The 20,071-nt window shown below is 45.2% G+C and carries 22 protein-coding genes and 2 tRNA genes; 18 read left to right on the top strand and 6 right to left on the bottom strand.

Annotated features, from left to right (window positions below):
* Nucleotides 1-17 precede the first annotated feature (17 nt).
* Both CLV93_RS11820 and CLV93_RS11815 read left to right on the top strand, forming a co-directional pair.
* Entirely contained in the window at nucleotides 18-2,039 is a 2,022-nt protein-coding gene (locus CLV93_RS11820; protein ID WP_106542406.1) for a protein-disulfide reductase DsbD family protein, read from the top strand.
* A 91-nt stretch (nucleotides 2,040-2,130) separates the two neighbouring features.
* Complete coding sequence (locus CLV93_RS11815) at nucleotides 2,131-2,766, top strand: cysteine hydrolase family protein (protein ID WP_106542405.1); 636 nt, start codon at nucleotides 2,131-2,133, stop codon at nucleotides 2,764-2,766.
* A gap of 84 nt (nucleotides 2,767-2,850) precedes the next feature.
* On the opposite strand, the gene map is transcribed toward CLV93_RS11815, so the two are convergent.
* Together map and miaA are read right to left on the bottom strand one after the other, a co-directional pair.
* Complete coding sequence (gene map / locus CLV93_RS11810; RefSeq protein ID WP_106542404.1) at nucleotides 2,851-3,627, bottom strand: type I methionyl aminopeptidase; 777 nt, start codon at nucleotides 3,625-3,627, stop codon at nucleotides 2,851-2,853.
* A gap of 116 nt (nucleotides 3,628-3,743) precedes the next feature.
* The gene (miaA, locus tag CLV93_RS11805; protein WP_246187216.1) at nucleotides 3,744-4,646 is read right to left on the bottom strand and encodes a tRNA (adenosine(37)-N6)-dimethylallyltransferase MiaA; all 903 of its coding nucleotides are present in this window, start codon (nucleotides 4,644-4,646) and stop codon (nucleotides 3,744-3,746) included.
* A 106-nt stretch (nucleotides 4,647-4,752) separates the two neighbouring features.
* Between miaA and CLV93_RS11800 the strand changes: the two genes are divergently transcribed.
* On the top strand, nucleotides 4,753-5,337 hold the full coding sequence (locus CLV93_RS11800; RefSeq protein ID WP_106542402.1) for a Yip1 family protein: 585 nt from the start codon (nucleotides 4,753-4,755) through the stop codon (nucleotides 5,335-5,337).
* 43 nt (nucleotides 5,338-5,380) lie between these two features.
* On the top strand, nucleotides 5,381-5,836 hold the full coding sequence (smpB, locus tag CLV93_RS11795) for an SsrA-binding protein SmpB (RefSeq protein WP_106542401.1): 456 nt from the start codon (nucleotides 5,381-5,383) through the stop codon (nucleotides 5,834-5,836).
* 65 nt (nucleotides 5,837-5,901) lie between these two features.
* Here smpB and CLV93_RS11790 read toward each other — a convergent pair whose 3' ends face one another.
* Nucleotides 5,902-6,633 carry a 3'-5' exonuclease gene (locus tag CLV93_RS11790; RefSeq protein WP_106542400.1) on the bottom strand — a complete coding sequence of 244 codons (732 nt, stop codon included), beginning with the start codon at nucleotides 6,631-6,633 and terminating at the stop codon, nucleotides 5,902-5,904.
* 11 nt (nucleotides 6,634-6,644) lie between these two features.
* Nucleotides 6,645-7,262 (bottom strand): uridine kinase, encoded by a 618-nt coding sequence (udk, locus tag CLV93_RS11785; protein WP_106542399.1) that lies wholly within the window; start codon nucleotides 7,260-7,262, stop codon nucleotides 6,645-6,647.
* 184 nt (nucleotides 7,263-7,446) lie between these two features.
* Between udk and CLV93_RS11780 the strand changes: the two genes are divergently transcribed.
* The 8 genes from CLV93_RS11780 to CLV93_RS11745 all read left to right on the top strand — a co-directional run bounded on the left by CLV93_RS11780 (nucleotide 7,447) and on the right by CLV93_RS11745 (nucleotide 12,937).
* Entirely contained in the window at nucleotides 7,447-7,749 is a 303-nt protein-coding gene (locus CLV93_RS11780) for a Dabb family protein (protein ID WP_106542398.1), read from the top strand.
* 81 nt (nucleotides 7,750-7,830) lie between these two features.
* Nucleotides 7,831-8,820, top strand: a complete 990-nt coding sequence (locus CLV93_RS11775) for a type I phosphomannose isomerase catalytic subunit (protein ID WP_106542397.1) — start codon at nucleotides 7,831-7,833, stop codon at nucleotides 8,818-8,820.
* A gap of 56 nt (nucleotides 8,821-8,876) precedes the next feature.
* Complete coding sequence (gene yihA / locus CLV93_RS11770; RefSeq protein WP_106542396.1) at nucleotides 8,877-9,479, top strand: ribosome biogenesis GTP-binding protein YihA/YsxC; 603 nt, start codon at nucleotides 8,877-8,879, stop codon at nucleotides 9,477-9,479.
* 138 nt (nucleotides 9,480-9,617) lie between these two features.
* A complete protein-coding gene (locus tag CLV93_RS11765; RefSeq protein WP_106542395.1) occupies nucleotides 9,618-10,553 on the top strand; it encodes a ribose-phosphate pyrophosphokinase in 936 nt (311 codons plus the stop codon).
* 202 nt (nucleotides 10,554-10,755) lie between these two features.
* On the top strand, nucleotides 10,756-11,340 hold the full coding sequence (locus CLV93_RS11760; RefSeq protein ID WP_106542394.1) for a 50S ribosomal protein L25/general stress protein Ctc: 585 nt from the start codon (nucleotides 10,756-10,758) through the stop codon (nucleotides 11,338-11,340).
* Between the two features lie 15 nt (nucleotides 11,341-11,355).
* Entirely contained in the window at nucleotides 11,356-11,919 is a 564-nt protein-coding gene (gene pth / locus CLV93_RS11755) for an aminoacyl-tRNA hydrolase (RefSeq protein ID WP_106542393.1), read from the top strand.
* 38 nt (nucleotides 11,920-11,957) lie between these two features.
* Nucleotides 11,958-12,338: an RNA-binding S4 domain-containing protein gene (locus CLV93_RS11750; protein WP_106542392.1), complete on the top strand. Its 381-nt coding sequence runs from the start codon at nucleotides 11,958-11,960 to the stop codon at nucleotides 12,336-12,338.
* Nucleotides 12,339-12,394: 56 nt separating this feature from the next.
* Nucleotides 12,395-12,937, top strand: coding sequence for a DUF4924 family protein (locus CLV93_RS11745; protein ID WP_106542391.1), 543 nt, complete (start codon nucleotides 12,395-12,397; stop codon nucleotides 12,935-12,937).
* 12 nt (nucleotides 12,938-12,949) lie between these two features.
* On the opposite strand, the gene CLV93_RS11740 is transcribed toward CLV93_RS11745, so the two are convergent.
* Together CLV93_RS11740 and CLV93_RS11735 are read right to left on the bottom strand one after the other, a co-directional pair.
* Nucleotides 12,950-13,372, bottom strand: a complete 423-nt coding sequence (locus CLV93_RS11740; protein ID WP_106542390.1) for a thiol-disulfide oxidoreductase DCC family protein — start codon at nucleotides 13,370-13,372, stop codon at nucleotides 12,950-12,952.
* Nucleotides 13,369-14,382 (bottom strand): N-acetylmuramoyl-L-alanine amidase family protein, encoded by a 1,014-nt coding sequence (locus tag CLV93_RS11735; protein ID WP_106542389.1) that lies wholly within the window; start codon nucleotides 14,380-14,382, stop codon nucleotides 13,369-13,371. Before CLV93_RS11735 ends, CLV93_RS11740 begins: the two co-directional genes overlap by 4 nt.
* A gap of 178 nt (nucleotides 14,383-14,560) precedes the next feature.
* Here CLV93_RS11735 and CLV93_RS11730 point away from each other — a divergent pair, with 178 nt between their 5' ends.
* From CLV93_RS11730 to CLV93_RS11705, 6 genes are all read left to right on the top strand, one after another.
* Nucleotides 14,561-15,340, top strand: a complete 780-nt coding sequence (locus tag CLV93_RS11730; RefSeq protein WP_170108930.1) for a 5'-nucleotidase C-terminal domain-containing protein — start codon at nucleotides 14,561-14,563, stop codon at nucleotides 15,338-15,340.
* Entirely contained in the window at nucleotides 15,330-16,250 is a 921-nt protein-coding gene (locus CLV93_RS11725; protein WP_106542387.1) for a bifunctional metallophosphatase/5'-nucleotidase, read from the top strand. Before CLV93_RS11730 ends, CLV93_RS11725 begins: the two co-directional genes overlap by 11 nt.
* Before the next feature lie 612 nt (nucleotides 16,251-16,862).
* A tRNA-Ser gene (locus CLV93_RS11720) sits at nucleotides 16,863-16,952 on the top strand.
* Nucleotides 16,953-16,988: 36 nt separating this feature from the next.
* Nucleotides 16,989-17,063, top strand: a tRNA-Pro gene (locus tag CLV93_RS11715).
* Between the two features lie 294 nt (nucleotides 17,064-17,357).
* The gene (locus tag CLV93_RS11710; RefSeq protein WP_106542386.1) at nucleotides 17,358-18,626 is read left to right on the top strand and encodes a site-specific integrase; all 1,269 of its coding nucleotides are present in this window, start codon (nucleotides 17,358-17,360) and stop codon (nucleotides 18,624-18,626) included.
* A gap of 192 nt (nucleotides 18,627-18,818) precedes the next feature.
* Entirely contained in the window at nucleotides 18,819-20,012 is a 1,194-nt protein-coding gene (locus tag CLV93_RS11705; RefSeq protein ID WP_106542385.1) for a hypothetical protein, read from the top strand.
* Nucleotides 20,013-20,071: the final 59 nt, after the last annotated feature.

Raw genomic sequence — 20,071 nt, 5'->3', positions numbered from 1 at the left:
AAAAGAACTACAACCTGATGAAACGATATATTCTGTTTGCATTATTCCTGGTAGTAAGCTCTTTGCCCGCTTTCTCTCAAATTCTGGAACCTGTAAAATGGACTTATGAGCAAAAGCAGGTGTCCGACAGCGTGTATGATTTGACGTTCAAGGCATCGATCGACCAGGGATGGCATCTCTATTCTACCGATCTTCCGCCCGGCGGACCGGTTAAGACCTCCATTAATATCAAACCGAACGACGGTTTTGAATTGGATGGAGAACTGCAGGCAAAAAGTCCGATAATCAAGAAGTTTGATCAGACTTTTCAGATGGAGCTCGAGTACTATGCACACGAAGCAGTGTTTGTACAGCGTGTAAAGCTTTTAACCGACAAGCCTTTGGAAATAAAGGGCTCAGTCGAGTTTATGAGTTGTAACGACGAAACCTGTTTGCCGCCAACCGATAAGGATTTTTCTTTCTCGTTTAACGGAGGTGAGAAAGAGGCGGTAGCTGCTCCTGCAGAAGAAAAAACAACTCCTGTTGAGCCAATCGAGCCGGTGGGGACGAAGCATCACGGATTGGGATGGTTTTTCCTTTTCAGCTTTCTTGCCGGTTTGGCGGCCATTTTAACTCCCTGTGTATTCCCGATGATTCCAATGACGGTTTCGTTCTTTATGCACAGCAGCGAGTCGAAGGTGAGGGCGAAGATGCAGGCGTTGGTATACGGATTTTCTATTATCCTGATTTATACATTGATTGGAACAATTGTAGCAGTGACGTTAGGCCCGGGTTTTGCCAACTGGCTTAGCACACACTGGTTACCGAATATTCTCTTCTTTACCATTTTTCTGGTTTTTGCGTTTTCATTCTTTGGTGCATTCGAAATTGTGCTGCCCAGTAGTTGGGTGAACCGAAGTGACCGGAAAGCAGATAAAGGAGGATTTGGAGGGTCATTCTTCATGGCACTCACATTGGTGTTGGTGTCATTTTCATGTACTGGTCCAATCGTAGGCGCTATTCTCGTAGAGTCAGCCGGAGGAATGATTCTGAAACCGGTGATTGGCATGTTCGGCTTTGCGATGGCTTTTGCCTTGCCGTTCACGTTGTTTGCCTTCTTCCCGCAATGGCTGAGTAATTTGCCGAAATCGGGTGGCTGGCTGAACTCTGTGAAAGTAGTTCTTGGATTCCTGGAACTGGCTCTTGGACTGAAGTTCCTGAGTATTGCCGATCAAACCTATCACTGGGGAATCCTCGATCGCGAAGTGTACCTGGCATTCTGGATTGTCATCTTCGCCATGTTGGGATTCTATCTTTTAGGAAAATTGAAGTTTGCGCATGACAGTGAAGTGACGCATGTGACCGTTCCCCGGTTATTGCTGTCGATTGTCACCTTTTCATTCGTAGTATACCTGATTCCCGGAATGTTTGGAGCTCCATTGAAAGCGATTTCAGGCTACCTGCCGCCAATGGCTACCCATGATTTCGATTTGCATAAGATCATCAGGGATGAAGTGAAATTGGTGAATAGTACCAGTGGAACATACGGGTTCAAAGACGGAGATTCGTCAACGTTGTGCGAAAAACCAAAATATTCCGACTTCCTTGAATTGCCGCATGGCCTGCAAGGATATTTCGATTACGATCAGGGAATGGCTTGCGCAAAAAAGCAGCATAAACCGGTATTTATCGATTTCACCGGACACGGATGTGTCAACTGCCGTGAAATGGAAGCAAATGTTTGGTCGGATCCGCGCGTGCTGGAGCGACTTGAGAATGATTATGTCATCATAGCCCTGTATGTGGACGATAAAACCAAATTGCCTGAAAAAGACTGGGTCAAGTCGACCTACGACGGCAAGATTAAAAAGACACTGGGGAAGAAATATGCTGATTTCCAGATTTCCCACTTTGGCGTGAATGCACAGCCTTATTATGTATTACTCGATAATAATGGGAAGATGTTGACACAGCCAACAGCCCGGGACTTAAATCCCGACCACTTTGTTGAATTTTTGGATAAAGGATTGGCCGAGTATCAGAAACGAAACGACGAATAAGATACAGTTAAACCCTCCGAAAACAGGAGGGTTTTTCTTTTTTTAAGCCGGTTTATTTTAACTTTACTGAGTTTGTTAAAACGCATGTGTTATGGAACGTCCTAATATTATTTTCTGGAATGTTGATACGCAGGTCGACTTCATGGAGCCCGATGGAAAGCTGTACGTGCAGGGCGCGGAAGAGATTCGTCCGCTTCTTGGGGAAATTACCCGGTTCGCCGGAGAGCACAACTTGCGGGTAGTGAACACGGCCGATTATCACCTGGTCAATTCGGCTGAACTTTCCAGTCATCCGGATTTTGTGAACACGTTTCCTCCGCACTGCATGGCGGAAAGCAAGGGGGCCATGTACATCCCCGAAACCGACCCGGAAAGGCCGATTATTATCGATTGGAACCAGGAATTAATATTGGATTCCCGTTTTGACAATCCCGAGCGTTTCAGGAATATTTTGATCCGGAAAGATGCCTTCGACGTGTTTGCCGGAAATCCTTACACCGAAAAAGTGCTCGACATTATTCAACCTGATCGTGTGTTTGTTTATGGTGTGACGACCAATGTGTGTGTCGACCAGGCGGTGACCGGTTTGGCAGAAAGAGGCAAGGAAGTATTCGTTTTCTCCGATGCTATTAAAGAACTTCCGAATATTCCGTTACCGTTCGAGAAATGGAAGAAGCTGGGGGTGACGATGATTCCATTTAGCGACGTGGAAAAATATATGGGCTAGTTGGTTATTTCGAAACTATCGAAAACAAGTCATAAAAAAAGGATTGCAAACGCTGCAATCCTTTTCTTTTGCAAAATAATTTTTTCAGGAAATCGGATATTCATCCGAAATATCAGTGAGTACTTCACAACCGGTTTCGGTTACGAGTATCGTATGTTCAAATTGTGCCGATAGTTGGTCATCGATGGTGCGGGCAGTCCAGCCGTCGTGCTTGTCGAGCTTTACGCGTGGACGTCCCAGATTAATCATGGGCTCAATGGTGAAGGTCATGCCTGGACGGAGCTTCGGTCCGCTGTTTTTTCTTGAAGAGTGGTCAACCTGAGGGTCTTCATGGAATTCGACGCCAACACCGTGGCCACAGAATTCGTACACTACGCTAAACCCTTGCGATGTTGCATAGCGGGAAATCACATAACCAATATTTCCGAGATAGTTGCCCGGACGAACCTGTTGAATCCCTAAATCGAGGCAGTGCTTGGTTACATCAATCAGCTTCAGTGCTTTCTCGTTCACTTCACCTACGGTATACATTCTGCTGGTGTCACCATAGTAACCGTCGAGTATCGTTGTTACATCGATATTCAAAATATCACCGTCTTTCAATACAGTATCAGGAGAAGGGATGCCGTGGCAAACCACTTCATTCAGTGAGATACAGCTTGATTTCGGGTAACCGTTATAATTTAAGGTGGCAGGAATAGCGCCGTGGTCAAGTATAAACTGATGAATCAGGTTATCGAGGTGTTCGGTTGAAACTCCTGCTTTAACATGTGGTTCAATAAATTCCAGCGTTTCCGCTGCCAGTTTAGAGCTTTTGCGTATGCCGTCAATTTGTTCCTGGGTTTTGATGCGAATGCTCATATTAATTATGTTCGATAAATTTGCGCAAAATTGGATAAATTCATAATCAATTCAAAATAACAGAAGGTACCTGCCTTTTGTTTTGAATAATATTTTTTCTTTGAAAATCAGAGCGGTTAGGATTGGAACCAGCGGGTTATTCGTTCTATTTTCTCCGGAAGGGGAGTGTAACCATCGAGCCAGTGGATGTCGAAACCTTCGCGTTCCATCTTCCGGAACCAGGTCATTTGTCGCTTCGAAAATTGATGAATGGCCGTATTCAGGCTGAGAAACATTTCGTCGTACGAAATTTCGCCAGTGACATATTGTGTCAGGAATTTATATTCCAAACCATAGTAGGTTAGCGATTCCGGCGAAAGCCCACTGGCCAGCAACTTCTCTACTTCCTCAATCATTCCGTTTTCCAACCGGTCCTTTAGTCGTTGTGTAATGCGGCGGCGCCTGGAATTCCGGTCGAACTTGACGCCAACAATCAGGCTGTTGATTTCCGGAAAAGACAAGTCGATTTCGGGATGTTTCTGGTAATACTCTTCAATCTCGATGGCCCGTACTGCCCTTTTTTTGTTTTCGATGTCGCTGGTGTTGTGTAGTTCTTTGTACCCGGAAAGTATTTCGGTCAGCTCTTCCAGCGACATGGCTTGCAGTTCCTGTCGGCGTGCTTCGTTCACCGGGACTTGGATGAGCTTATAGCCTTTCAGTACCGCCTCGATGTACAAACCGGTTCCGCCGCATAACACAGGAAACTTTTCGCGTTTCTGCATCTTCGCGAAGACGTCCAGAAAGTCCCGCTGGTATTCGAAAACATTGTACTGGTATCCGGCGTCCGCAATGTCAATCAGGTGGTAGGGCACCAATTCTCCATCAATAATGTAATCCGAAAGGTCCTTCCCAGTACCAATATCCATTCCCCGGTACACCTGCCGGGAATCGGCAGAGATGACTTCTCCATTCAGCGATTTGGCTAAATGGGTTGCTACGGCTGTCTTTCCCGAAGCTGTCGCTCCGAGTATAGTTACCATATTGTATTTTAATACTGCCATTGTATTGTGGAGGAGCCCGATTTAATGATGAAATATTTTGAGAATGTCAAAATAAGTTATTTTTGTAGAATTAAAGGAAGGATTAATGGATTTTAAAAAACTGGCTTCCGGAATTTATGAGCGCAGCAAGGCGCTAATTCTGCAACCAAAGGACGAATGGAAAAACATATTAGAAGAGAATGTGACCATGAACCTGGTTGTCCGGAATTTTTTGCTGCCGTTGCTCTTGTTGTCCACAGTGGCTTCGTTGCTGGGGCGTATTATACAAAAAGTAAATATCGGGCTGGACGGTAACCTGTTGATGGCGGATGGCTTGCGTGAGTTCTTTGGCTTTTTGCTTTCGGTATATGCCAGTACATATTTGGTCAACGAGTTGGTCAAAAGTTTTGGAGGTACCAAGAATTTGCGGCGTTCGGCTAACCTGGTTATATACTCGTCAGCACCATCGTTGATTATATCGATGGTAACCGGACTGATTCCTGCCTTGTATCCGCTGGGCGTACTGGGTTTGTATTCTTTTTACATTTTTTATGTCGGAATACCTGTTTTATTTGAAGATATACCGGAACAAAAACACATTGGATTTTTTATCACATCGGTATTGTTAATGATTCTTGTTTTTGCCTTCATCCGCTATTTCCTGACAACCTTCCTGATGGCATTTGCCTAAACATTTAGGTAGGATTTTTGCGTTATATTATCAAAGGAGAACGATGGCATTACAACAAAAAATAAATATCAAGAACCGCAGGGCTAGTTTTGAGTACGAGTTTATCGACAAATTCGTAGCAGGACTGGTTTTGTTGGGCACTGAAATAAAATCGATACGGCTGGGGAAAGCAGGTCTTTCGGATGCATATTGTTACTTTTCGAGGGGCGAGTTGTATGTGAAGAACCTTCATATTGCCGAATATGCTTGGGGGACACACTATAATCACGAAACGCGGCGTGAGCGCAAACTGTTGTTGAATAAGAAAGAGTTACGTAAACTGGAGCGGAAGACCAAAGAGTCGGGTTTAACGATTATTCCCACCCGCTTGTTTATTAACGACCGCGGTCTGGCGAAGCTGGAAATTGCCCTCGCGAAAGGTAAGAAGCTTCATGATAAGCGTGAGACGTTGAAGCGAAAAGATGCGAAACGCGAAATGGATCGCATGAAGAAGATGTAAATCGTTTTTTTTTGAACGAAATAATATCCCTGTAGGTGCCGACCTTCAGGGATTTTTCATTTAGCTCAGTTCGGGAACGCTATTTCCACGGCGTCCGGTGCAATTAGTGGTTCGCCTTTGTAGCGAAGCAGTAACTGTGCTACCGCCAGCGTATCTTTTTCGCAATAGCGGGCAATCCGTTCCAAATCACCTTCGTCATAGTAAACGGCAGCTACCTGACTTCCGTCGATGTCATCTTTGGGAGTTGGAATGTCGAAAACGGCACACAACAGGTTGAGCGACGTGTAGTGCTTGTAGTCTCCGAACTTCCAAAGCTGCATGGTGTCTATCAACGTGTCCCGGATTTCCCAGGGTTTGGCACCGGCAATGTCGAGTATTTTCGGAAGCTTCAGGCCATGAATGAGCATACGGCGGGCAATCCACGGAAAATCAAATTCCTGTCCGTTGTGAGCACAAAGCTTGTGCGTTGGAGTAGCTGTAAATTTCTCTAGCATTTCGGCAAAATCAATCAGTAACTGTTTTTCGTCGTCACCGTAAAACGATTTCACCCGGTATACTCGTTGCTTGCCTTTCCGGTAAATGGTTCCTGCTGAAATGCAGATGATTTTTCCGAATTCGGCATAAATACCGGCGCGTTGGAACAAATCTTCCGGCGAGTCTTCTTCCGAACCAATATTGGCCGCTTTTTTTGTCCATTGTTCTTGCAGCCGTTCGGGCATTTTGTCCAGCGACTGGGTTAATGGAACGGTTTCAATGTCGAGGTAAAGTACGTGTTCAGGTTTGAGGTGATCGAGCATAGGTGTTGGTTTTAGGCGTTGTCGTTCAGATGTTTTTCGATGTATTGAGTGATAATGTCGATAGCTACGGTGTTTTGTCCGCCCTGTGGTACAATGATGTCGGCATAGCGTTTGGTTGGTTCGATAAACTGCAGGTGACTGGGGCGAACGGTTTTCTCATACCGCTCAAGTACTTGTGCCACATTTCTTCCCCGTTCGATGATATCGCGCTGGATGACGCGTGAAAGCCGCAAGTCTGCCTCACAATCCACAAAAATCCGGATGTTCATCAAATCGCGCAGCTCTTTCGGGGCCAGACAAAGAATTCCTTCTACGATGATTACCTTTTTGGGTTTGACTGGAATGGTTTCCTCGGCACGCGTACAGGTGAGGTAGGAATAGATGGGCTGTGCAACCGTGTTCCCCGTTTTGAGTTGCCGAATATGTTCGGCGAGCAGCTCAAACTCGATGGCATCGGGATGGTCGAAATTTATTTTCTGTCGCTCCTCCAGCGGAATGTCACTGTTGTCGCGGTAGTAGGCATCCTGTGCCAGAACCTCCACATCGCCTTCCGGAAGGCTTTCAATAATTTTTTTTACCACGGTGGTTTTTCCCGAGCCGGTTCCTCCGGCAATTCCAATAACAAGCATGTTCGCGTTTTAATTGTTCTGTAAATTATACCAATCAGCCCTTTGCCTGATCCGATCAAATATATCAATCTTCGTTAAATCTGCGGGATCATTTTCGGTGCCTTTTTAAAAAAACTGGCGGTAAAATTATAAAGTATTAATTTCGCAAAAGAAATTTGGAACAACAATAAAAACCATTCTCATTATGATTAACCATACCGTGCTGTTCAAAATGAAAGATTTTGACTCGTCATCGGCTAAGAAAGAGGCGATTGAAAAACTGACAGCAGCTCTTCTCAACTTAAAGAACGAAATTTCCGAATTGAAACACATCGAAGTAAATCAGCACTACACGTTGGATGCGCCGTCCTTCGACATTTGTCTGGTCACCCATTTTGAAAATATCGACGATTTGGATGTGTATCGCGTTCATCCGGAACATCTGAAGGTGATTGATCTGGTGAAAGAACTGACGACCGAACGGGCTGCCGTCGATTTCAATTTCTGATTTTATTCCTCCCGGGAAGGGATTCAATCTTTAACTCCTTCCAGAATTAATCTAAATCGTTAATGTCCAAAATCGTAAGACGTGCAAGAATTATATCCATTTAAGTTTCAGCCAATATATAAAGACAAGATTTGGGGTGGGCAAAAGTTGAAACAGCTTCTGAATAAGGAGTTTTCGCCATTACCCAATTGCGGGGAATCGTGGGAGATATCGGGCGTTCAGAACGAAATATCAGTTGTTGCCAATGGTTTCCTGGCGGGAAATAATCTCCAGGAACTCATCGAAGTCTACATGGGTGAGCTGGTTGGTGAGAAAGTCTATGAGAAGTTCGGGATGGAATTTCCGTTGCTCATCAAATTCATCGATGCGAATGATGATCTCTCTATTCAGGTGCATCCGAACGACGAAATGTCGAAAGAACGGCACAACGCTTTCGGTAAAACCGAGATGTGGTACGTCGTTCAGGCAGATGAGGGAGCAGAGTTGATTGCCGGTTTTAATCAGGAAGTCGATCAGAAGAAATACCTCGGTCATCTGGAGAAAAATACCCTGATGGAGATTCTCAATACTGAGAAAGTGAAAGCAGGTGATGTGTTCTTCATGCCGGCCGGACGTGTTCACGCCATCGGAAAAGGAATTGTGGTCGCCGAAATTCAGCAAACATCAGATGTGACTTACCGGATTTATGATTACAACCGGAAAGACGACAAGGGAAATACCCGCGATCTTCATACCGAATTCGCGCTGGATGCCATCGATTACACGTTTGAAAAAGAGTACGGCACACATTATCATTCGCACAAGAATCAGTCTTCCGAGTTGGTGAGTTGCCCGTATTTTACCACGAATTTGCTCGAGTTGACACATTCGGTGGAGCGCGATTACAACGAGCTCGATTCTTTCGTTATTTACATGTGCCTGGAAGGTAATTACGCTATCAGCTGGGGAGAAGAAAAGGCGATGGAAGTTTCGAAAGGAGAAACGATTCTGGTCCCTGCCTCGGTCGAGAATTTCATTCTGGTGCCGAAAGACGGACAGGAAGTGAAATTACTGGAAGTTTATATTAAGTAAAATATATCGAAGGGGAATGGCTGGCAACGTTCCCCTTTTTTAATCACGAATGACTTATGCAGATTAATAGCGCCAAATTTGTTATCAGCAATACCGACCCCGCGAAATGTCCGAAAAGCGATCGGCCCGAGTATGCGTTTATTGGACGCTCGAATGTAGGGAAGTCGTCGCTGATTAACATGCTGACCAATCATAAGAAGCTGGCCAAAACATCCGGGCAGCCGGGGAAAACCCAACTGATCAATCACTTCCTGATAAACAACGAGTGGTACCTGGTCGATTTGCCGGGCTATGGTTACGCCAAAGTGATGCGTAATCAGCGCAATAAGTGGATGAATTTTATCCGTGAATACATGCTTTCGCGGAAAAACCTTTATTGTGTGATGGTGCTGATTGATATCCGTCTGGAGCCGCAGGAAATCGACCTGGACTTTATGAACTGGCTGGGAGTAAGCGGAATTCCATTTGCCATGGTTTTTACCAAAGCCGACAAATTGGGAAAAACGCAGGTCGATAAAAACCTGGCAGCTTATCGGCGCGAGATGCTGAAAAGCTGGGAAGAATTGCCTCCGCGCTTTGTCACTTCGGCAACTTCGGAAACAGGAAGAGATGAGGTGCTGGACTTCATTCAGCAGATTAATGATGGCAGCTACGAATAAGTAAGCAACGTTTGCCGGATACATTCGGCTTGCTATATTTTTGATAAAAAGTGATTTTACCCATTTAGTAGTTGAGGCATTATTGTTACATTTGCGCACCTGAACTACATGCAACTTCAAACTTGAAAATCAGAGGAAATGGCTGGAAATGCTCCCATCAAAATCTTTTCAGGAACCCAAACCCGTTATTTAGCAGAAAAAATATCCAGTAGTGCCGATCTGCACCTGGGGCGATCGTCTTGCCCGGTTTTTTCGGACGGCGAATTTGAGCCGTGCTACGAAGAGACCATTCGCGGTTCTCACTGTTTCATTGTCCAGTCGACTTTCCCGCCGGCTGATAACATTCTGGAACTGTTGCTGATGATTGACGCTGCCAAACGGGCTTCGGCTTACAAAATTATTGCGGTTATTCCTTACTTCGGATACGCCCGTCAGGACAGGAAAGACAAACCGCGCGTTTCGATTGGTGCCAAACTGATGGCCGACATGCTTTCAGCCGCCGGAATCGACCGGTTGATTACCATGGATTTGCATGCCGATCAGATTCAGGGATTCTTCGATGTGCCGGTTGATCACCTGACTGCTTCAACCTTGTTTATTCCGCATATCCGGAAAATGAACCTGGAGAACCTGGTGGTAGCTTCGCCGGATGTGGGGGGAACCAAACGGGCTAACACGTATGCCAAATTGTTGGGAACTGACATGGTGATCTGTCATAAATCGCGCAGCCAGGCGAATGTGGTTGGTAACATGACTGTTATTGGCGACGTGAAGGGGAAAGATGTGGTGATTATCGATGACATGATAGATACTGCCGGAACCATTGCCAAGGCTGCTAATCTGATGAAAGAAAAGGGAGCTAACAGCGTACGTGCGTTCGCTACACATGCTGTTCTTTCTGGTCCGGCATACGAACGAATTGATGAATCGGATCTCGACGAGATTTATTTTACCGACTCCATCCCGTTAAGGAAAAAGTCGGAAAAGATTAAAATTATTTCGTGCTCCGGTCTGATTGCTGACGTTATTCAGAAGGTTTACAAGAACGAATCAATCAGTACTTCGTTCATTTAATGATATTTGACAGAAGTAATCCGTTGAAAGACTTTGCCGGAGAATATGTGTGAAAATTCTCCTTACGTGAAGATTTCACCGGATTATTTGCTATATTTGCGCCCGATTTTGCAGCATACCTTTACTGGTGTGATGCGGATGCCTTCCTGAAAAGGAGGGAGATCTGAGTAAGCACTTAAAAAATTAAATTAATTTATTTACGATGAAAACGTTTGAAGTAAAAGGTACTGCCCGTACAGCAGTAGGAAAAAAAGAGACGAAAAAACTGCGCGCCGAAGGTAAAGTTCCTTGCGTACTTTATGGTGGTGAAGAGCCGATTCACTTTGAGGCTGAAGCAGGTGAATTCCGTCACGTAATCTATACACCCAATGTTTATCTGATTAACATTGAAATCGGTGGAAAGAAATACCAGGCTATCATGCAGGACATTCAGTTCCATCCGGTAACTGACGAGATTTTGCACATCGACTTCCTTCGTATTACCGAAGACAAGCCGGTTAAAATCAATATTCCTGTTAAACTCACTGGTTTTGCAAAAGGTATCCAGAAAGGTGGACGTCTGAAAACGAACCTCCGCGTATTGCGCGTAAAGGGTTTGGCTAAAAATCTGCCTGATACCATCGACATCGATGTAACTGCACTGGGATTGGGCGAAAGTATTCGCGTAGGCGATGTTCAGGCTGAAGGTCTGGAAATCCTGAACAACAAGTCCGTTCCGGTAGCCAGCGTAGTAATCACCCGTGCAGCACGTGCGGCAATGACTGCAGCTGCCAAAGGCGGAAACTAATAAAGCAATTGTGTTTTGAAGTACCTGATAGTAGGTTTAGGAAATATCGGGGAAGAATATCAAAATACCCGACACAATATCGGATTTAAAATATTGGATGCTCTTGCCGGAGCGTCCAATATTTCTTTTAGTGATAGGCGTTATGGCGCTGTCGCTGAAATGAAACATGCCGGGCGTACCTTCATTCTCCTGAAACCTTCCACGTATATGAACTTAAGTGGAAGAGCTGTGCACTACTGGATGCAGAAGGAGAAAATCCCGGTCGACAAGGTTCTGATTCTGGTGGATGACCTGGCTTTGCCGCTGGGAAAAATCCGTCTGCGGGCCAAAGGGAGCGATGCCGGACACAATGGTTTGAAGAACATTAACCAGGTGTTGGGCCGCCAGGATTACGCCCGTTTGCGGTTTGGTATCGGTGACGATTTCCCGAAAGGATACCAGATAGACCATGTACTGGGCAAGTGGTCGCCGGAAGAGGAAGATGTCCTTCCTGAACGAATCGAGCTTTGTATCGATATCATCAAGGCTTTTGGAACCATCGGTGTTCATCGGGCCATGAGCCAGTTCAATAACAAATGACCTTTGTTGTTGCCATCTCCGTTTTTTAATTTTGCATCATGGAAGATCAGGTTCGTGTAGATAAATGGCTATGGGCTGTGCGGGTTTTTAAAACCCGGAGTATTGCTACGGATGCCTGCAAGAAAGGACGGGTAACCATTGATGGACAATCGGTGAAACCTTCGCGGACGTTGAAAACCGGTGAAGTGATCGAAGTACGGAAAAACCCGGTGAGGTATTCGTACAAAGTGAAACAGCTTATCCAGAAGCGGGTGGGAGCCAAACTGGTTCCGGAATACATGGAAGACGTTACGCCGGCCTCGGAACTGGAAATTCTGGAAATGCAGAAGAATATGAGTTGGTTCGAGCGTGAGCGGGGAACCGGACGCCCAACCAAAAAAGAGCGCCGCGATATTGATCGGTTCAAAGGAGACTGGTAATCTCTGCATCTTTTCATCGCTTTTCAATTTCAAATCAACACTAAAATTTTTGTTCGATGTTAATTGCTCGTCAAAAACGGAAAGAGAATATTGTTGAGTACATCCTCTACATGTGGCAGTTGGAAGATCTGATTCGGGCCAACCAGTTTGATATGGATCGCATCCGCCAAAACATTGTGGACAAGTTTGACAGTAAGGACGGAGAACGGGAAGAGATAGCCCGTTGGTATGAAAACCTGGTCCTGATGATGGAGAGGGAGAATATCAAGGAGAAAGGCCATCTGCAAATCAATAAGAACCAGGTGAATGATTTGTATGAATTTCATTTGCTGGTGACAAAAAGTGGTCAGCTTCCGCAGTACGATATGCTGTTCCGTCAGGCCAAGCCGTTTATCGATGAGTTTTCCGCGAAAGCGCGAGGAGCAGGAGAAAATGATATTGAAACAAGCCTGAATGCCCTGTACGGTGTGTTGTTGTTAAAACTGAAAGGGGAGGAAGTATCTCCGGGTACGCTGGCTTCGGTGAAAATGTTCAGCCAATTTCTGGCGCATTTGGCGCAATATTACAAGCAATACGAAAGCGGAAAACTGGAGTTGTAGCCATTACGACTTTTAGTCGAGAAAGCGATGTGCAATTTCCGGTGATGGAATTTCGCAAGCGTCTTTCTTGCCAAACCAACGATAGCGATTTCGGGCTATCCAGTGATAAACTCCATCCCGAAAGGAAATCGGCAAAATATTAAAGATTACCAACCAGTTCCAGGGTGCTTTTAGGTGATGTGCAATCCGCAAAGCAGCTGTCGACGCGGTGAAAACCTGTTTTTTTTCGATAAGAACAACGCTGTCCGCATCTTCGGGGAGAGCATATTGGTGGCGAACTTCAGAGGCAAATTTCCCTTGCAACGGAGCAAAGCGGTAACGCGGACTCTTCTCATATTTCAGAATAAACTGAACCGATGCATTGCATAGGTTACATACGCCGTCGAAAAGGATGACGGGTCCTGTTCCTTCCTTATTTCTATCTCCGGAATTCATTGACGCGATTGATAGTCTTTGACGATTCCTTCCGTCAACCAATCCGCCAGTGCCTGTCGATTATCGGGGTAGATGAGTCGCTGCTGATCGCGTGTGTGGTTGATGTTCCCCATTTCGATGTAAACCGCCGTGGGGTTGGTTCGTGTGAGCATGTATAGTCGCCGGCTCGAAACCGTGCCGTTGTATCCACGATTCGGTTGATTCTCCTTATAATTTACTTTCATGGAATGGCGCATGGCCTCGGCCAGTTGTTCACCGCTCTTGCTTTTTTCGAAGTGATAGAAGAAAAGGTCGATGTTTCGGTGCCGGTTCCGCGCATCCACATGAATGATGATACATCGTTTGTATTTAGATGACGGGTCCCGCTTGTACAGCTCATTCACCGCGGCCGCTCGTTGACGGAGCCGTTGGTTTTGATCGAGCGGTATTTTCTGGTGTGGATAACAATATTCATCCGAGCGATTTTCTAAATAATATTCGTCGCGGATTCCGTCTTTCGGGTCACGGATAATGAAATATACTTTGGCTCCGTGTTGAATCAGTGCTCTGCCCAGTCGTAGTGTGACGTCGTAGGCATATTCGTCTTCGGTTAACCGATGCTTGCCTATTTTCCCCATCGCTCCCGGGTCGGGGCCTCCATGACCACTTACGAGGTAGAATATGGCACCTTCCAGTTTTCGGTCCTGAATTCGCACCTTCTCATGTTCTTTCCCGAACAGTGGTTCTTCGGCAAACAATGTGGCTACCGGAAGCAGATAGCTTCGTCCCTCATACAAAGTATTGTTCGGCCCCAGCTTCGACTTATTCAGTTCGATGAATTTATTCAGATATTCGCCGGCAGGCAAACCGTTTCGCTCCAGCAAATTATAGATACCGTCGCCTCTTCTCGCTTTTACTTCCGGATGGTCTGAATTCTGCGCAAAGCTATTCCCAAACCAAAACAGAATAAAAATGGTGTGGATGGTAATACGGATGAGAATGGAGGGAGATTCGGGAATTTTTTTGTGCATCAGGTTGGTGCCTTTTTTAATCCTACTTCACTTTTTTGCTAAAATAACCTCAGTTTCAGACAAAATCAATACTTCTGAAGAGGTATTAACCAATTAACCTTGTTCCGTCATAAATAGTTTAGGGAATGTTTTGTTATTTTCAACCTTTACAAAAATGAATAGACCTTTGTTTCCACTGATGAAAATTGAAAGAATGCGGAAGTTTTTCCTGTTGCTGGTATTGACATCGGCCCTGGCAGCGTGTCAGCAGCATACGGCAACTGTTGGCCAGGTACAGTATCAAAATATCAAACTGGATTCCACGCTGAACGTAACGGCCGACCCCAAAATTGAAGCTCAGATTAAACCTTATCGAGATAGTCTTCAGGCGCAAATGTCCCAAAAGCTTTGTGTTGCTCCGGAGGCGTTGCTTGCCGGACGACCGGAAAGTCTGCTGGGAAATTTTGTGTCCGATTTGGTATTGACTGAAGGAAAAGCAATCTGTCAAAAGAAATATCCGGATGTCCATCCTGCGGTGAGCTTCATGAATCGCGGTGGTTTTCGGGCACCCATCCCGAAAGGAGAAGTGACGGTAAAAAATATCTTTGAACTGATGCCTTTCGAAAATGAAGTGGTTTTGCTGAAGTTGAAAGGCAGTGATCTGCGTCGTTTAATGAATCACATGGCTTCGCGAGGCGGAGAAGGCGTTGCCGGAATGCGTTTCGGTATCCGGAAAGACAAAGCCATCAAATGTCGTGTAGGCGGAGAGCCGCTGGATAACGACAAAATCTACTGGATGGTGACAAGTGATTATCTGGCTGATGGCGGTGATGGTAGCAAAACGTTGTCGAAGAATTTGCAACGGATAAATACCGGTGTCAAGCTACGTGATATGATTATCGATCATATGCGGAAACTGGGAGACGAAGGAAAGAAGGCAACAGCAAAACTCGACGGGAGGATTTATCATGCAAAATAGGAGAACGTTTATCAAGAATCTGGCGGCCGGCTCGGTTGGTGTGGGCTTGTTGGGAAAAGCTGCTGTTTCGCTGGCTGCTAAGAGTGATGACTACACCAAATTGAGCATTCTGCATACCAATGATTGGCACTCGCATATCGATCCGTTTCCGGCCGATGCGCCCCGTCATGCAAACGAAGGGGGAATGGCTCGTCGTAGTGCGTTGATCAATCAAATACGAAAAGAAGAAAAGAATATTCTGCTGCTTGATGCCGGCGATGTTTTTCAGGGAACTCCCTATTTCAACTTTTATAAAGGGAAACTGGAGTTTGAACTGATGAGCGAAGTCGGTTATGATGCAGCCACCATTGGAAACCACGAGTTCGACAATGGTTTGGAAGGAATTGACAAGCAATTGCCGCATGCGAAATTCCCGTTTATCTGCTCCAATTACGATTTTTCTGATACCATCCTCGCCGGGAAAACGATTCAGAACAAAGTTTTCGAACGGGGAGGAATCCGGATTGGAGTTTATGGACTGGGCGTTGAACTGGACGGTCTCGTGGCTCCCGATAACTTCGGGAAAACCCGTTATCTCGATCCGTTGAAGGTGGCTTTGGAACAGGAGAAATACCTGCGTGGAGAACGGGGCGTGGACATGGTCATCTGTCTTTCGCACCTGGGGTACAAATACCGCGACGATAAGGTAAGCGACCAGGCGATTGCCGATAATACCTACGTTACCGATCTGATTATCGGCGGACATACGCACACATTCCTTGAACATCCGGAAATGCATACCAACAAAGCCGGTAAACAGATTTTGGTGAACCAGGTAGGATGGGCAGGTTTGCTGCTTGGACGAATCGATTTTTACGTAACGCGCAAAGGAGACGCCAAATCGGAATATACAGCAATTCCAATTAAGTAGATACAACAAAGACTTTCAAAGGATATTCCCCGGCCGGAAATGGTTGGGGATTTTTGTGTTGCGAAACGGAAGAGATGATGGTGTTCGTTTTGAAAAAGACATAAAAAAACCGCATTAACCCCTAGTTGTGTAAAACCCCGATGAAACAGGATTTGAGTGCCTGGCTGGTCAGACTTCCAACGGCAGTAAAACTGCCTCCACCCGAAAGTGGAGTAAGGCCTGTCTTAACAGTCATAAGCTTACTCGGTACTATTAATAACGTTGAGTTTACCAATATACAGGAATTAATGCGGAAACATTATTTCGTTTTCAATGAACGTTCTTTAGTATCACTACATCGAAAGTACACCGCATCTCCCAATTTTCCAAGCGTTCGGGAGCTTTTTTATGCTCCGGTACCATATTCGGAGATAAACCTCTCTGATTCTTAATTCATTGAGAATACCTGTTTTGCAATATTTAACGTTTATGTTAATGTGTGTGCTGTAATGTGCATAAAATCAATATGCTGTGATGTGATGTTAAGTTAAAGTGCAGGTAGCCGTTATTTTTTGTAAAAATTATTTTGAGCAAGTGAAAATCATTTCTACATTTGCAGCACCCAAAATCAACGGAGAGGTGGGTGAGTGGCTGAAACCAGCAGTTTGCTAAACTGCCGTACGGGTAACCGTACCGGGGGTTCGAATCCCCCTCTCTCCGCCACATCAGCGGATTCCTCCGGGAATCTTTTTTACGATTCGGGGTGTAGCGCAGTCCGGTTAGCGCACCTGCTTTGGGAGCAGGGGGTCCCAGGTTCGAATCCTGGTACCCCGACGAATCAAGATTCATTCTGAATCAAAAGCCTGTTAATCGTATGATTATCAGGCTTTCTTATTTTTTGTCATATCAATTCAAAGCAGAATATTTCAGTATAAATGAGAACCACGCGGTGACCTCTTTTATTATGTATCTTTAGGTCACCAGAAACAATGTAATGTTCTGTCGGGGAGTTCATTGCAATTTCATACATACATCAGTTATGTTCAAAATTGATGGTTTTTGATGCCCTTTCAAGGCCCGTTCCGGTGACCTTTTTAGGCCAAAATCCATCAGAAAAATGAAATTGTTATGAGAAACACACACACCTTCACCATCAAGTTCATCCTCAGAATGAACAAGTTCCGCAATCATCGGGCACCCATCTATGCCCGCATTTCCGTTGATGGAGTCCGAAAAGAGATGGCCATCAAAGAAACCATCGACCCGGACGAATGGGACAATGAAATCGGCAAACCCCGCGGAAACCGGCCGGAAGCACGTTCTCTGAATACCCGGTTGGTTCAAATCAAGTCGGAATTGATGCAATGCTACCAGGATTTACGACTGCAGCACAAGCTCATCACCGCCGATAAAATCAAGAATCTTTACCTCGGCATTGAGGTGGAACAGTTCAGTCTCTCCAAATTAATCGACTACCATGAAACAACCGCTTCCGGTACCCTGGCACCGGGAACGCTGAAAAACTATTACACCACGCAGAAATACCTCGAGGAATTCATCCGGAAACGGTACAAGACGTCTGACATATACCTTTCGGAAATCAATTACCAGTTCATTACCGAGTTTGAATATTTCCTGCGAAGTCATCAACCAGCTGATCATCAAAAACCGATGAGGAATAACGGGGTGATGAAACACATGGAGCGCTTTCGCAAGTTGCTGCACCTGGCTAAACGTTTGGAATGGTTAGTTCGCAATCCTTTTGAATCCTACCAGTTCCATTTCGAACCGGTCGACAGAGGTTACCTGACGGCATCGGAATTACAAAAAGTAGAACAAAAACATTTCAGTATCGAGCGACTTCAGATTGTTTGCGATCTGTTCGTCTTTGCTTGTTACACCGGCGTTGCCTATGTCGATATCGCCAAACTGACGCCCGATAACCTGCGAATTGGCATCGATAGTCACCGGTGGTTACACTACGACCGTACCAAGACAAAACAATCGGTTTCGTTGCCGCTACTTCCCAAAGCCCTGGAGATTATCAAGAAGTACCAGGAACATCCCAAAGCATTGCAACGGGGAACTCTTTTCCCGGTAATGACCAACCAAAAACTCAATGGATATCTCAAGGAAATTGCTGACCTGACCGGCATCGATAAAAACCTGACATTTCATCTGGCACGCCATACATTTGCTACGACGGTAACCCTAAGCAATAACGTGCCCATTGAGACGGTGAGCAAAATGCTGGGCCATACCAAAATTGCGACCACACAAATCTATGCACGGGTAATTGAAACCAAAATCAGTCACGACATGGAGAAACTGAGAGAGAATCTCAATCAAACAAGTACAAATTTTATGCTTAACAAAAAAAGTAGTAAATTGCGGTAAACCAATTAAGTAACCAGACAGGAAATCTGAATTGACGTTAAAATCTATAGGCTCTTTAGCCGGGAAAACTTTGCTTTCTTGCGTGATAGAGTCTGTCTTTTTCGTCATCATTGAAGTAGGGATAATGCATTAATATGCCGGTTTTAGGAGGAAAATAACGGATTTCCCGTTGATGTTAATACCTAAACCTCAATGAAGAATGAATTTCGTACCCTGGAGAAATCCGTGATTGGAAAATTATCCGTCACCTCTTTCTTTTGCCGGTCTTTCTCCCCGGAAGAGCTTCAAGCCTGGGACAAAATCTGTCTGGAAGAAATGAAGAAAATGGAAGAGGCCATCAGGTACCAGATCTTCCATCAGGAAAACAATAAGCAGCTGTTGAAATACATCTCCGCTAATCAGGCTGCCATGGTCCGAATCCTGAACCATCTTTACGCACTGTTCTCTTCAGCCGCCAGAATGGTTCCAAACAAATCCCAGTTTACGTTACTCCGGATGGGCCAGCAGTTAGCCTATAAGCTGGAAGACTTTCTGGGCTTTCTGGCTGATGACCACCCGGAGCTCTTCAACTTTGACCGGTATTGTTCCGCTTTTTTCCACCAAAGAATGGCTGATATTTTCAGTCGGCAAATTGCACCGGTTCAGACGTACCTGGAAGAACATCTCAATAATCCGATGTTGGCGTCACTGATTTTTGAACCCTACCGGGAATTCATCCATATCAGCATCCGTAAATACACCTATCGTAAAATAAAATACCTCAATACCCTGTTGGAACAACTCCAACAGCTGGTAGACAAGAAGCTGACAGATTCGGAGCTCAGGATGGAACTCTTTATGACGATCATTTACATGAATTACAATGCGACCAACCTCTTTGTCGCTTGCTCACGTTTAATTGCTAAGACTTGCTACGAACACGAATCCACAAAACAGCAGTTGCATTACCTCCACCTGATTCGGAAAATAATAACGCAGGTCGTGCCGGCGCCTAAACTGGCATTCAGACCCGAACGCCCTTCTCTCCAAAAGCAACTGAAACAATGGATTTCCCAGGAAATCACTTATCTGCAAACCAAGCTCGACCTGAACCAGGATATTTCGCTTGAAACACCCCTAACAGACACTGAAATTAAAAAACTGCACACCCACCTTTCGGTGGCCCAGCTCGCTTGTGTGCTGAAAATCTACATGGAAACAAATGCCATTAAAAATGAAAACATCTCGGAGGTCATCCGCTCATTTGCCAAACTGGTCCGGACCGACAATAGCCGCAATATCTCGGAGGACAGTTTACGAATCAAATTCTACAATTTAGAGCATGCCACTTGTGAGCGGGTGAAAGAACTGCTCCGCCGACAACTGGATTATCTCGACAATGTGTAACCAGGCACCGGCTTCAAATCTCTATATTTTTAATGAACAAGGTTGTAACCCCTAAAGAA

Origin of the sequence: Prolixibacter denitrificans (assembly GCF_003014495.1) — a bacterium.
GTDB classification, from domain to species: domain Bacteria; phylum Bacteroidota; class Bacteroidia; order Bacteroidales; family Prolixibacteraceae; genus Prolixibacter; species Prolixibacter denitrificans.
The sequence above is the reverse complement of the archived record's forward strand: the minus strand, read 5'-3'. Positions and strand labels throughout refer to the sequence as shown.